The 14769-nt window shown below is 42.1% G+C and carries 9 protein-coding genes and 1 rRNA gene; 1 reads left to right on the top strand and 9 read right to left on the bottom strand.

Translation table 11 applies throughout. From position 1 onward, the window contains the following. The 8 genes from K1I80_RS07390 to K1I80_RS07355 all read right to left on the bottom strand — a co-directional run. A 16S ribosomal RNA gene (locus K1I80_RS07390) occupies positions 1–517 on the bottom strand; the annotation flags it as partial. Between the two features lie 304 nt (positions 518–821). Next, complete coding sequence (locus tag K1I80_RS07385) at positions 822–1748, bottom strand: ATP-binding cassette domain-containing protein (RefSeq protein WP_223313861.1); 927 nt, start codon at positions 1746–1748, stop codon at positions 822–824. Between the two features lie 10 nt (positions 1749–1758). Then, positions 1759–2826, bottom strand: coding sequence for an ABC transporter ATP-binding protein (locus K1I80_RS07380; RefSeq protein WP_002902455.1), 1068 nt, complete (start codon positions 2824–2826; stop codon positions 1759–1761). An 8-nt stretch (positions 2827–2834) separates the two neighbouring features. Next, positions 2835–3761 (bottom strand): oligopeptide ABC transporter permease OppC, encoded by a 927-nt coding sequence (gene oppC / locus K1I80_RS07375; RefSeq protein ID WP_002898857.1) that lies wholly within the window; start codon positions 3759–3761, stop codon positions 2835–2837. Then, complete coding sequence (locus K1I80_RS07370) at positions 3761–5257, bottom strand: ABC transporter permease (RefSeq protein WP_002916386.1); 1497 nt, start codon at positions 5255–5257, stop codon at positions 3761–3763. Before K1I80_RS07370 ends, oppC begins: the two co-directional genes overlap by 1 nt. Positions 5258–5321: 64 nt before the next feature. Then, complete coding sequence (locus K1I80_RS07365) at positions 5322–7298, bottom strand: peptide ABC transporter substrate-binding protein (protein ID WP_223313860.1); 1977 nt, start codon at positions 7296–7298, stop codon at positions 5322–5324. Between the two features lie 232 nt (positions 7299–7530). Next, entirely contained in the window at positions 7531–9501 is a 1971-nt protein-coding gene (locus K1I80_RS07360) for a peptide ABC transporter substrate-binding protein (RefSeq protein ID WP_223313859.1), read from the bottom strand. A 192-nt stretch (positions 9502–9693) separates the two neighbouring features. Beyond that, a complete protein-coding gene (locus K1I80_RS07355; RefSeq protein ID WP_223313858.1) occupies positions 9694–11649 on the bottom strand; it encodes a peptide ABC transporter substrate-binding protein in 1956 nt (651 codons plus the stop codon). Positions 11650–11941: 292 nt separating this feature from the next. On the opposite strand from K1I80_RS07355, the gene pbp3 reads away from it, so the two are divergent. Further along, the gene (gene pbp3 / locus K1I80_RS07350; RefSeq protein WP_223313857.1) at positions 11942–13210 is read left to right on the top strand and encodes a D-alanyl-D-alanine carboxypeptidase PBP3; all 1269 of its coding nucleotides are present in this window, start codon (positions 11942–11944) and stop codon (positions 13208–13210) included. Positions 13211–13348: 138 nt separating this feature from the next. Here the strand turns inward: pbp3 and sufB are convergent, their stop codons facing one another. Beyond that, entirely contained in the window at positions 13349–14761 is a 1413-nt protein-coding gene (gene sufB, locus K1I80_RS07345; protein ID WP_002920147.1) for a Fe-S cluster assembly protein SufB, read from the bottom strand. Positions 14762–14769 lie beyond the last annotated feature (8 nt).

Below are 14769 nucleotides of genomic sequence, written 5' to 3'. Positions count from 1 at the left end.
TTAGCCGTCCCTTTCTGGTAAGATACCGTCACAGTGTGAACTTTCCACTCTCACACCCGTTCTTCTCTTACAACAGAGCTTTACGATCCGAAAACCTTCTTCACTCACGCGGCGTTGCTCGGTCAGGGTTCCCCCCATTGCCGAAGATTCCCTACTGCTGCCTCCCGTAGGAGTCTGGGCCGTGTCTCAGTCCCAGTGTGGCCGATCACCCTCTCAGGTCGGCTATGTATCGTCGCCTTGGTGAGCCGTTACCTCACCAACTAGCTAATACAACGCAGGTCCATCTGGTAGTGATGCAGTTGCATCTTTCAATTAATTATCATGCAATAATCAATTTTATGCGGTATTAGCTATCGTTTCCAATAGTTATCCCCCGCTACCAGGCAGGTTACCTACGCGTTACTCACCCGTTCGCAACTCATCCAAGAAGAGCAAGCTCCTCTCTTCAGCGTTCTACTTGCATGTATTAGGCACGCCGCCAGCGTTCGTCCTGAGCCAGGATCAAACTCTCATTAAAAAGTTTGAGTTCGCACTCATTACTGTCCACTGACAGATTTATTTTCTCGTTTTTTGACAGGTTACATATCTCTATGTCACCCTGCACTTGGTTCGTCTTGTTCAGTTTTCAAAGGGCTTTGTCTTTCGCGACAACTATATTAGTATATCACCTATACCACCCAACTGTCAATACCTTTTTTGAAAAAAATTAAAAAATTATTATTTTTAAATTGGTGAATAGTTTTACATACCTTTGAGGATGGTAAATTGACCTACATTCTATCTTTTTAAAGGCGTAAAAAATGCCCTTTCGGACATTTTTTCTATTCTTGTTCTTGTTTATACTTTTCGAGTTCAGCTTTATTAGCCCAGACGTAGTGTCCCGGACGAATCTCAGACATTTCTGGTCTGTCAACAGAATAATCGTGCTGTTCAGGATCATAGACCTTCAACACTTTTTTACGCTCCAAGATTGGGTCTGGAATTGGAACAGCTGAGAGCAGGGATTGTGTATAAGGGTGGACAGGATGGTTGAACAATTCCTCTGTCTCTGCCACTTCTACAATGACACCTTTGTAAATCACGGCGATACGATCAGAAATAAAACGAACTACCGAAAGGTCATGGGCAATAAACAGGTAGGTCAAGCCAAGCTCTTTTTGAAATTTTTTCAAAAGATTCAATACCTGTGCTCGGACAGATACGTCCAAGGCGGAAATCGGCTCATCAGCAATCACGAAGTCTGGTTGCATGACCAAAGCACGAGCAATCCCGATCCGCTGACGCTGTCCACCAGAGAATTCGTGAGGATAGCGAGTTAAATGCTCAGCCAACAAACCGACTTCATTGATGATATCTTTGACTTTTCTTTGACGGTCTTCTTCACTATCAAACAAATGGTAATTATAGAGACCCTCAGATATGATATAGTCAACCGTTGCACGTTCATTCAGGCTAGCTGCTGGGTCTTGGAAAATCATCTGAATCTTGCGAATCAAGTCCGCTTCTTCTGCTTTTGACTTTTTACCATTAATCTTTTTGCCTTCATAGAAGATATCTCCTGCACTGGTATCATTAAGGCCGATAATAGCTCGACCAATAGTAGTCTTACCAGAGCCTGATTCTCCTACAAGAGAGAAAGTTTCCCCCTTGTTGATGAAGAAATTTGCATTTTTAACTGCCACAAATTTCTTACTTCCTTCACCGAAGGAAATTTCTAAATCTTTAATTTCAACTAATTTTTCAGTCATTTCCTTCCTCCTAAGCTTCTAATTGATTGAAGCCCATTTTTGAACGAATTTTTTCATGTAGATTTTCGATAATCTCTGGTTTATCAACCTTAGGCGCATCTTCGTGCAGGAGCCAAGTCTTTGCCCAATGAGTATCTGAGACCTTGAAAGCCGGTGCTTCTTCTTCAAAGTCAATAGACATGGCATAGTCAGAACGCAAAGCAAAGGCATCCCCTTTGATTGGTGAATAAAGTGACGGCGGAGTTCCAGGAATCGAGTAAAGCGCACCATTCGCATCTGCCAACTGAGGCAAGCTGGATAGCAAACTCCATGTATAAGGATGTTTTGGCTCGTAGAAGATTTCTTCAACTGTACCGTATTCTACAATTTCACCGGCATACATGACCGCAACCTTATCTGCAATACTAGCCACAACACCAAGGTCGTGCGTAATAAAGATGGTTGTAAAATGATATTCTTGCTGCAAGGATTTGAGCAAGTCAATGATTTGCGCTTGAATCGTTACATCGAGAGCCGTTGTCGGCTCATCACAGATAAGAATATCAGGGCGGCAAGCCAAGGCAATAGCAATAACAATCCGCTGACGCATACCACCCGAGTATTGGAAAGGATATTCTTCGAAACGTTTTTCCGCATCTGGAATCCCGACCTTGCTCATGTAATCAATGGCCATTTTTTTAGCTTCTTTGGCTGATTTTCCTTGGTGCTTGATAATGACTTCTGTAATCTGGCTTCCAATCGTATTAATGGGATCCAAGCTCGTCATCGGATCTTGGAAGATAGTCGCAATTTTTGCACCGCGAATCGGCTCCCAATCTTTGTTACTACGAAGAGTTGTCAAATCTTTGCCACGGTAGTCAATGGTTCCTTGAGCTACACGGCCATTTTCTTCTAGCATTCCAGTAAAGGTCTTGGTCAAGACAGACTTTCCTGAGCCTGATTCACCAACAATAGCCAGTACTTCACCTTCAATCAAGTCCAGAGAGACTCCACGAATGGCGGTTAAGACACGATCGCGAACATCGAATTCCACGACAATATCGCGAGCAGTCAATATTACATTTTCATTCTTTGTCATATTTACTCCTATCTATGTGTACGTGGATCGCTGGCGTCAGCTAAGTTTTGACCAACTACGAAGAAGGTAAGGGATACCAAAATCAAAGTTGTGAGTGGAATCCAAAAGAGGTAGGCATTCGTCGTCACGTTTTGTGAATAATCTGAAATCAAGCGTCCCAAACTTGGCACTGTTACAGGAAGCCCTAAGCCAAAGAAGGACAGAAAGGCTTCATAAGAGATAAAGCTTGGCAACATTTGTGAAGTGGTGGTCACGATAACAGATACCAACTGCGGCATAATGTTCTTCGTTACAATCTTGAGAGTTGGTGTACCAAGAGTACGAGAGGCAAGGTTGTATTCCAAATCCCGATAGCGCATAATCTGCACACGGATAGTGTAGGCAATACCGACCCAACCAGTAATCGTCATGGCAAAAATAAGATTCCAGAAACCAGCACCGATAGAGTAGGTCAAGACAATGACAATCAAGAGGGCTGGGATATTTGAAATGATATTGTAGATTTCCATCATGACACGGTCGACTGTTTTGGAAATTCCCCAGATACCGCCGATGATAACTCCGATAGCCAGATTAATAACCGTCGCAATAATCGAAATAAGAATAGAGTTACGGGCACCAAACCAAACACCGTCAAAGAGAGACTTACCATTACTATCCGTTCCAAACCAGTATTGAGCACTTGGTTTGATATAACGCATACTAAAGTCATTTACCTTGCTCACGTCATTAAAGTCGAAGTTTGAAAACATAGGATAAATGAAGCTCATGAGAATAATGGCAATCAGAATCCCCAGCATGGTAATGGTTGATTTCTTTTTCAAGAATTGACGCATGACTGATTTCCAGTAAGAGTAGGCTGGAGCATCAATCGTTTCAGAGGCAAAATCGTCACGTTTGACAAATTGGAATTTGCTTTTATCAATTGTAGCCATTATTTACCTCCTTTTGATGTTAACTTGATACGTGGGTCCAGTACAGTCATCAGAATGTCACCCAGCAAGAGAGCAAAGATAGACAGACATGTGAAGATGAATACAAGACCAACAACCATAGAGTTATTGGATGCCTTAACGGAATCAATCAGCATCTTACCCATACCAGGGAAAGCAAAGACTGTTTCTGTCAGGGTTGCACCGGAAATAACTCCGACGATTGAAGCTGGGATACTAGATACCAGTGGCACCATAGCATTTTTAAAGATGTGCTTGTTAGAAATTTCTTTTTCAGAGAGTCCCTTCGCACGCGCAAAGCGGACAAAGTCCTGAGACTGCAGGTCAATCATATACCGGCGAATCCAAACCGCTGTCCAAGGAGCACTCAAAAGGCCTAGGATAACAGCTGGCAGGACATAAGAACGCCAATCTCCTGCTCCCAAGATTGGGAAGGAATCTGGAAGACCAACAGCAGAGCCAGCCAAACGAACGATGTAGACCAAGGCGATGGTTGGCAGTGACATCATAAAGGTCAAGCCAGCTGTAGAAATGCTATCAAACCATGTATTCTTGAGTCGAGCCATGTAGGATCCGAGTGGAATAGCAATCAGATAAGACAGAGCCACACCAATTAAACCAATAATGGCTGAGCTGGTAATCATGGACGGATTTTGATAGTTGCTTTGAGTCGCTGTATAAGCATCTCCCTTACCAAACTTAGCAATATCCTGTGAATCGGCTTTGCTTGGCGTCTTGTAAGTGCGAGAATAGATATTTACAGACGATGTCTTTTTACCTGTTGGGAATTGAACTTCGGAAGACTTAGTTTGTCCTTGTCCTTGCGTAATAACCTGCAGAACAGGGATATTGGCATAGGTTGGATAAGAATTCCCTAAATTAAAGGTAATAAAGTTCTGGTGGACAAATGGAAACTGACCATTAAAATAAAGCAGATACTTATGCTTGGTACCTGAACCCACAAGAGACCAGCCAACAGAAGGATCATTTTCAAACCGGATATAACGCTCTAGGTTTGGATTTTCCTCATCTTGAATAACATTTGGATGGTCAATTTGAATCAAATTAGCATAGAACTCAAAGACACGTTCATAAACAGGTACTTCACGTACAGCATAGAATTCTCCGCTCAGAGGGAACTTCTGCAATTTCCAGCCATTACCGAGTTTATCAATATACTTCTGATAAATCTTCTCGTTTGCTTCAGTAGCTTCTGTGGTAACAGAAGAATCTTCCTTGCTGGCTTTCTCCTGCAGTTCCTTTGTATCATAATAGTCAATGTAGCCCATCCGCTCAAAGATAGTGTTTTCATAGTTAGTCTTTTTATCTTTATTGGTCGCTATCTTATTATAGTTAGGATCCTGCTTGAAAATCAACCTTCTTGGCACCATAGTATAGATAATGGCATAAGTCAGGGTCGTCACCAAGAAAATCGACACAATTGAGCGTAAGATACGCATAAAAATATATTTTTTCATTTATCGTTTCCTTTAAATTCCAAAAGAACTTTCTCCTCTATTAGAGAAAGTTCTCTTAGCAAGCTTATTTCACGTGGTCTGCTAATTCTTCTTGAGCTTTTTTATTAGATTCCGCACGTTCTTTATTCCATTTTTCCTGAGCGCTATTATAATCTTTTGTCGTTACAGGCTCATCCTGCAATTTCATGTACTTATAACTTGCTGCTTCACGCGCCTTAGCACCAGACCAAGCAAACGGTGCTGAGAAAGGCACTACCTTAGTCAAGGTTGGACGACCTGTTCTAGAAGTTACCGGAATCAACAAAGCACTATCAGTCAGCCAAGCCTGAGCAGCCGCATATTTTTCATAACGCTTGTTCAAATCTTGCTTTTCTGCACCAGCTTCGTCAACCAGCTTGGTATATTCATCTAAACCAACTTGTTTCGCTGCGGCATTATCTGTGCCATCAAATCCTAAGAAGGTCTTGGTGTTTTCACCACCAGGTTTGATGACATCTAGATAAGTAGATGGATCTTGATAGTCCGGAGACCAGCCGACATTATCTGAAATATCCCAGTCCTCTTCAGCAGCAGAAGGAGCAAACAAGGTAATGTTAGTCACTTCATCCTTAGACAATTGGTGAACATCAATCACAACATTATCTGTTCCCAAAGTCTTCTCAATGGATTGCTTGAGGGATTGAACGCGCTGTACTTTAGAAGTAGCTGTTTGATCAACCGGAATGTCCAGATGAATTGGGAATTCCACTCCATCAGCTTTCAAAGCTTCTTTTGCTTTAGCAAATTCAGCCTTTGCTTTGTTCTCGTTATAGAGACCATCTTGGCCATCTGAGAAGTCCACATCTTTCCACTCGTCGCCATAAGTTACTACTTTTTCCTTAACTAGGTCACCGAAGGACTTGTCACCAGCCTGCACAAATGTAGGTGGGATGTAAAGGTTACGAAGAAGTTTGTCTGCTCCGTCCTTACCATTAATCTGAGATGCATAGGACTCACGATTGAAGGCAAAGGTCAAAGCCTGACGGAAGTCCTTGTTAAGCAAGGCTTTCTTAGTTGAAGTTTTTTGAGCTTCTGATGTCTTAGCCGTATGATTATAAGACTGACGATCAATGTTTGTACCTACTAAGAAAGTTGAGGCATCTTGAGGTGTATAGACGATATTATCTTTAAAGTCTTTTTCAACCTTTTCATAAGTCGCACTAGTTGGGAAGAGTCTAGCTGTTGTCAGAGCACCCTGACTGAACTGCTCAGCTGGCTTCCCTTGGTCTTGCCCGTCATAGAAAGAGAGTTTAACTGCGTCTACGTGAACATTATCTTTGTCCCAATAATTAGGATTCTTCTCAAATTGAATTTCAGATTTTGAAGTCAATGATTTGAGCAAGAAAGGTCCGTTATAAAGCAAGCTTGTTGGATCAGTTGCTTGAGCGAACTTATCACCTTGGTTTTTCAAAAAGTCTTTGTTTACTGGGTATAGAATTCCCATTGTCGTCTTAGAGTTCCAGAAACTTTCTGGCTCATTAAGAGTATACTCAACGGTATGATCATCAACTGCTTTGATCCCTACTTCTGAGAAATCAATCTTCCCAGAAATATAGTCCTTAAGTCCTTTGACAGAATCCTGAACCAAGTACAGTGTTTCAGATTTATTGTCTGCCGCATACTTAAGACCTGTAACAAAGTCTTCTGCTGTCACATCTGCGTACTCTTCACCTTCGGAAGTATACCACTTAGCATCTTTGCGAAGCTTATAAGTATAAGTCTTCCCATCTTGAGATACAGTCCAGTCTTCTGCCATTGATGGAACTAAGTTCCCATATTGGTCGTTTTCTAAAAGACCATCAATGACATTGGCTGTCAAGTCTGTAGTAGCTGCCTTACTTGAAGTAAGATAGTTCAAGTTTTCAGGGTCTGTCTCGTAGATATAATTAAAGGTCGTAGAGCTGCCTGAGTTTGTGTTTGACTTGGAGCCTGAGCAAGCTGTAAGAATTCCAGCCGCAAGAAGTGTTACTCCTGCTAACGCAAGGACTTTGCTTTGTTTCATATGGGTTTCTCCATCTTTTAGATTTTTAGATTTAATTAAGATTATAGCATAGATAGTACTAAAAGTAAAATAAATTTTCAGAATATTAAGTTAGCTCACTAACACACTAAGATGTTTATGCAATTGGTTTTCTCGGATGTTGATTATCTAGGACCAGACAAGCTCAACCTCGTCCATTTCGTCTTCAAAATCATCAAAAATCCCACTGTTGCTACAATGGGATTTTCTTGCTCTATTTGATATGTTCTGCGAGTTCTTTTTGAGCTTTTTTGTTGGATTCTTCCTTTTCTTTTGCCCATTTTTCACGCGCTTTTTCATATTCTTTAGTCGTTATTGGTTTATCTTGGATTTCAACATATTTAAAGCTGTATTCACCCTTGTTTCCAGTCCAAGCAAATGGTCCTGAGAACGGAACAACCTTACGGACACTTGGTGTTGCACCAGATGACCATGCCGGCATCAACAGGGCACTGTCTGTCAGCCAAGCCTGAGCTGCAGCATATTTTTCGTAACGTTTGTTAATATCCTCGTTTTCTGAAGCAGCGTCTTCCAAGAGCTTGTCATACTCTTCAAAGCCAGCCTCTTTAGCTGCTGCATTATCCGTGCCAGGGTCAAAACCAAAGTAGCTGTCAACATTCTCACCAGTCTTAGATCCAGTGATTTCCAGATAAGAAGATGGATCGTTATAATCTGGGCTCCAGCCGAGATTATTATTCAAGTCCCAGTCTTCTTGAGATGCAGAGTTCGCAAAGTAGGTGATGTTATTCAACTCATCATCTGTCATCTGCTGAATATCAATCACTACATTGTCAGATCCAAGATTAGCTTCAATAGACTGCTTCAGTGACTGAACACTCTTAACGCCATTGGTATCTGCTGAGCTGACCGGAATATCCAGATGAATAGGGAATTCCACTCCTTCTGCCTGCAGCGCTTCTTTAGCTTTGGCAAATTCTGCCTTGGCTTTTTCTGGATTATAAAAGCCATCCTGAGCGTCGTCTAATTTGACTCCCTTCCACTCATCACCGTAGCTAGCCAGATTTTCTTCTGCGATGCTTCCGAACTCTTTACCATTAGCTTGAACAAAGGTTGGCGGAACAAAGGTATTACGAAGCTGCTTGTCTGCTGCTTCTTCGCCATTGGTTTGTGCAGAATAGGCAGTCCGGTCAAAGGCAAAAAGCAGAGCTTGACGGAAATCTTTATTGAGCAGTGCTTTCTTGGTAGAAGATTTCTGTGCATCCGTTGTCTTAGAAGTATGCTCGTAAGACTGACGATCAATATTAGTTGTAACAAAGAAGGTCCCTGAGCCTTGAGGCGTGTAGACGATATTGTCGCCATACTGTTTCTTCACACTGGCAAAGTTTGAGCTGTTTGGGAAAAGACGAGCAATGGTGTAGTTGCCATCAGAAAAGCCACGCACCAGAGATTCTGTATCTTGACCATCGTAGTAAGAGAATTTGACAGTGTCAATTTTCACCTTTTCCTTATCCCAATAGTTTGGATTTTTCTCTAAGCTAATTTGAGATTTCGAAGTGATAGATTTCAAGATAAACGGACCATTGTAGAGAACACTGGTCGGATCCGTTCCCTGAGCAAACTTGTCACCTTTTGATTTCAGAAATTCTTCGTTAATTGGGAAAAGAATCCCCATGGTTGTCTTAGAATTCCAGAAACTTTCTGGCTGATTCAAAGTGTATTGAACAGTAGAATCATCCACCGCCTTGACACCCACTTGGGAGAAATCAGTTATTTTACCATTGACATAGTCGTCCAAACCTTTAACAGATTTTTGAATGATATAGAGACCCTCAGACTTGCTGTCTGCGGCATGCTTCAGACTGGTCACAAAGTCCTTAGCAGTCACATCTGCATACTCTTCACCATCAGAAGTATACCACTTCACTCCCTCACGAAGCTTATAAGTATAGGTCAGACCATCTTTTGAAACGGTCCAATCTTCCGCTAGAGAAGGCACTAAGTTACCATACTTATCGCTTTCTAGCAAACCATCCACTACATTAGCCATAATCTCATTGGTTGCCCGCTTATTGGACACAGTGTAATCCAGCGTATCTGGATCTGCGGTATAAACATAGCTATAGTTTTTCCCAGATGAATTGGAGCCGCCAAACGAACAGGCAGCCAAAATTCCTGTAGAGAGAATGACAAGCCCAGCAGCTGCAGCTAACTTAGATGTTTTCATAAACTTCCTCCAGTTTTCATTAAGATTACTTTCATTATAGCACTTCTGCGACAGGATGTAAACGCTTCAATGCAATAGAGAGTCATATAAAAAAAGAGACTGGGACAAAATGTCTCAGCCTCGCTTTATCGTATTCACAAACTTTTGATTCCAAACGGTTTGCAAAGAGTCAAAAGTTCGCGGTTCAGAACCTTATTTGATGTGTTTTTCTAGCTCTTCTTGGGCTTTTTTGTTGGATGCTTCCTTTTCTTTTTCCCATTTCTTAAGAGCCGCTTCATAGTCTTTAGCTGTCACAATATCATTTTGGAGTTCCATGTTCTTAAAGACATAGACATCTCCTTTGATTCCAACATAAGAGTAAGACTTGGTAAATGGCACGACCTTCTGAACAACTGGTGAACCACCCGCAGAAACACTAGGGATAACAATGGAGCTATCTGTCAGCCAAGCTTGAGCTGCTGCGTATTTGGTATAACGAGCGTCGGTATCTTGTTTTTCCTTATCCGCCTCATCCAATAACTCTTTGTATTCGTTCAAGCCGACTTTGTTGACGATATCTTGATTTTTCCCTTTTTCTAAGCCTATATTATCCAGAATATCACCAGTTTCTGGATTGAAAATATTCAGATAAGTTGATGGATCTTGATAATCCGCTGACCAGCCAGACATGTTGAGGTCGTAGTCTTTCTGAGCTGCTGTTTCTGCAAAGTAGGCTGAATTATCGTAGTCATCTGTGGACATTTGCTGAACATCAATAACGACATTTTCTTGACCAAGCGCTGCTTCAACAGACTGTTTGAAAGAGTTGGTCCGCTGTACCAAGACTTTGTCAGTCTGATCCACAGGAACATCGATATGGATAGGGAATTCAACGCCTTCTGCTTGCAAAGCTTCCTTAGCCTTAGCAAACTCTGCCTTGGCCTTGTCAGCATTGTAGATGGTATCTTGGGCATCTGTCAACTTGACACCGCTCCACTCATCACCGTATGTAGGAAGTTTGCTCTCTACAACATCTGAAAAGTCTTTGCCATCAACCTGCACGAAGCTAGGAGGAACAAGCAAGCTACGGATGAGTTTAGTCGCCCCATCTTTACCATTCATCTGAGCTCCAAAAGATGTCCGGTCAAAGGCAAAGTTAATCGCCTGACGGAAGTCTTTATTTTGAATAGCCGCTGTAGTCGATGTCTTCTGAGCATCTGTGGTCTTAGACGAATGGTTATAAGCCTTACGATTCAGATTGAAGCTAAAGAAATAGCTGGTTGAGTTCTGTGGTGTGTAGATAATATTGTCTTTGTATTGCTTTTCTACAGAAGCGTAATTAGAACTTGTCGGATAAAGCCGCGCTTGAGAATAGGCACCGTCTGAGAAGTTGCGGATTAGTGATTCTTGGTCTGAACCATCATAGTAAGTCAGTTTTATATTTTCAACCTTGACATTGTCCTTATCCCAGTAGTTCTGGTTTTTAGCATATTCAATGACAGACTTAGAAGTAAAAGCCTTCAGAATATAAGGACCATTATAAAGAATGGAAGAAGGTTTTACAGTACCAAAATCTTTTCCTTTTGATTCCAAGAATTCTTTGTTAATCGGAAAGAGAATCCCCATAGTCGTCTTGGAATTCCAATAACTTTCTGGCTGGTTAAGAGTGTACTCGACCGTATAGTCATCAACAGCCTTGACGCCAACCGTTGAAAAATCATTTGACTCACCCTTGACATAGGCATCCAAGCCTTTGATAGAGCTTTGAACAATTGGAAGAGCCTCTGATTTTTCATCTGCTGCGTGCTTCAAACCAGTTACAAAGTCCTGGGCTTTGACACTTTCATATTCCTCTCCATCTGAAGTGTACCATTTAGCATCTTTACGAAGCTTATAGGTATAAGTCAGACCATCCTTTGAAACAGTCCAGTCTTCCGCAATAGATGGAACCAGATTACCATACTTGTCATTTTCCAAAAGACCATCGACCAGATTTGAAGCCACATCAGAAGTCGTTCCCCGATTGGAGTTTACATAGTCCAAGGTATCAGGATCAGCAATATAAACATAAGAGTATGTATTGCTGGCACTGGAGCTTCCACAAGCAGCTAAAATCAGTGTTGACACGACTGTCAGTCCAGTAATGGCCAACCATTTAGATTTTTTCATGAGCATTCTCCTTCTCAATTTATATTGTATTATTATACAATATTTTTTTATAAAAACAAACGCTTTATGTAAAAAAATAATAATTTTCTATTTTTCGGTTTATTTAACTGTGTTTTTTCAAATATTTTTCTATTTTGTGAGATTTTCTGAAAGATACTTTTATAAAAAATCTCTTTAAGGGGATTGCTCTACTTCTCTTTACATTTATTTTGTAATCTTTTATTATCCTTGATTTATAAAAGAAAAAAGAATTTTATGATACAATGGTTATATCTTGTTTTAGGGGAAAGAAATGAAACGATTATTCCTATGTTTACTAGTTTTGGTCGGAATGACCGCCAGCAAGGTTGCAGCAGATGATTTCAACATTGCCGCTAAGAGTGCAATGGCTGTGGACGCTACTTCTGGAAAGATTCTCTACGAAAAAGATGCTAATACTCCAATCGAAGTCGGCTCCATCACCAATCTTTTGACCGTCTATCTGGTCTACGAAGCCATTGAGAGAGGAGACTTGACTGCCGATACTTATGTTGATATTTCAGACTACGCTTACAGTCTGACATCTAATCCAAATATCAGCAATGTCCCTTTGGAAGCCAAACGTTACAAAGTCAAGGACTTGATTGCCGCTTCCTTGATGTCCAGCTCCAACAGTGCAACGATTGCCTTGGCTGAGAAGGTTGGGGGTAGCGAAGAAAATTTCGTCCAAATGATGAAGGCCAAGCTCAAAGAATGGGGAATCAAAGATGCTACTATTGTGAACTCCACAGGGCTGAATACTCTTCTTCTGGAATACGCAACTGAAGAAACAGAGTATGGCACCTCAGCTAGCACAGCTAAAAAAAGCAAGGACGCTGAAAACAAATTCAGTGCCTACGACTTGGCTGTTATCAGCCGGCATCTGATTATGGACTTCCCTCAAGTGACAGACATCACTTCCAAGTCCACAGCTAAAATTGCGGGGACGAGTCTGGAAAATTATAACTTCATGCTGGAAAACCAGTCCAACTTCCGCTCAGGTGTAGACGGACTTAAAGCCGGCAGTTCAGATAAGGGAGGCTCTTCCTTTGTTGCAACGACTACTGAAAATGGTATCCGCATGATTACAGTCGTGCTAGACGTTGATCAAACTGACGGCGACCCCTACGCACGCTTTGTAGCCACAGCCTCTTTGATGAACTATGTTTCGCAAAACTTCACCCAGACGACTATTGTGGCCGAGGGGGAAGCCTACAATAAAAGCCATTCAACCGTTATTGACGGCAAGCAGAAGACCGTTCCAGCCGTCGCCAGCAAGGATTTCACCATCATTGAGCGCATCGCCAATCAGGCTGAGCACAAGGTGGAATTTTCCACCAACGAAAAAGGCTTCCAAGCTCCGCTGAAAAAAAATACTGAGCTCGGAACCTTGACCTATACCGACCCTGAGCCAATCGGCCAAGGTTATCTGGAAAACAAAGCGCCTTCTGTCACGATGGTGGCAGGCCAAGAGGTAGAAAAAAGTATCTTCTTCAAGGTCTGGTGGAATGACTTCGTCCGCTATGTCAACGAGAAACTATAAAGAACAGCCGCGAATCAAATGATTCGCGGTTGTTTGTATGGTTTGTAAATGTTGGACTAGAACTAGCAAACATCTTTGAATATTAACTCACAATGCGTGTCTTCAAGCAGTGATTCAAAATTTCACTTAGACGAAGCTTTACCCAACTGATCCTTCCATTTCATAGCTAATCAAGCGGTTAAGCTCAACAGCGTATTCCATAGGCAGTTCTTTGGTGAAAGGCTCGACAAAGCCCATGACAATCATTTCGGTGGCTTCAGATTCGGACAATCCCCGGCTCATGAGATAGTAGAGTTGCTCTTCGGAAATCTTAGAAACCTTGGCCTCATGCTCCAGCGCCACCTGAGAGTTATGAATTTCATTAAAGGGGATGGTATCTGACGCCGAAATATCATCCATGATAATCGTATCACACTCAATATGGCTGACAGATTTCTGTGAATTCTTTCCAAAGGTCACTTGACCTCGGTAGTCCACTTTACCTCCGCCCTTAGCAATGGACTTAGACACGATAGAAGAGCTGGTATGCGGAGCATTGTGAATCATCTTAGCCCCTGTATCTTGGTGCTGATTGGTATTGGCAAAGGCAATGGAAAGCATGGTTCCGCGCGCTCCAGGTCCGTCCAGATAGACAGACGGATATTTCATAGTCGTTTTCGCACCGAGGTTCCCATCAATCCACTCAACCGTCGCATCTTTCATAGCCCGCGCCCGCTTGGTCACGAGGTTGTAGACATTATCTGACCAGTTTTGAATAGTGGTGTAGCGCATATAGGCACCATCAAGAGCAAAGATTTCAACAATCGCAGCATGCAAGCTATTGCTGGAATAAGTTGGAGCAGTACATCCCTCAACATAATGGACGCTAGCGCCCTCATCAACGATAATCAAAGTCCTCTCGAACTGACCAGAATTTTCATTGTTAATCCGGAAATAAGTCTGCAAAGGAACATCTACCTTGACACCTTTTGGTACATAGATAAAGGTTCCACCAGACCAGACGGCGGAGTTGAGAGCTGCTAGCTTGTTATCTGTTGGAGGAACCAGCTTAGCAAAATACTGCTTGAAAAGCTCTGGGTATTCCTTAAGAGCTGAGTCGGTATCCGTAAAGACGATTCCTAGCTTTTGGAACTCTTCCTTCATATTGTGGTAGACCACTTCGGACTCATACTGGGCAGCTGCACCAGCCAGGTAAGCTCGCTCTGCTTCTGGAATCCCAATTTTCTCAAAGGTTTCCTTAATCTTCTCAGGCACTTCATCCCAGCTTCTAGCTGGCTTATCAGAGGCCTTTTGATAATAAATCAAGTCATCAAAATTAATTTCTGACAGATCTGGCCCCCAAGTCTGCATCGGCATCTTCTTGAAAGCCTCGTAGGATTTGAGGCGGAAATCCAGCATCCATTCTGGTTCATCCTTGGCTGCAGAAAGCTCACGAATGACCGCTTCATTCAACCCTTTTCCTGTCGAGATAACAGGCTCAACATCGTCATGGAAACCAAACTTGTACTCACCGAGATCAATCGGTTTTGGTTCTACTCTTTCTTCTGACATAATTTCCT

Origin of the sequence: Streptococcus sanguinis (assembly GCF_019929225.1) — a bacterium.
Lineage (GTDB): Bacteria > Bacillota > Bacilli > Lactobacillales > Streptococcaceae > Streptococcus > Streptococcus sanguinis_J.
Note: the sequence above shows the minus strand (reverse complement) of the source record. Positions and strands in the feature narration are given on the sequence as shown.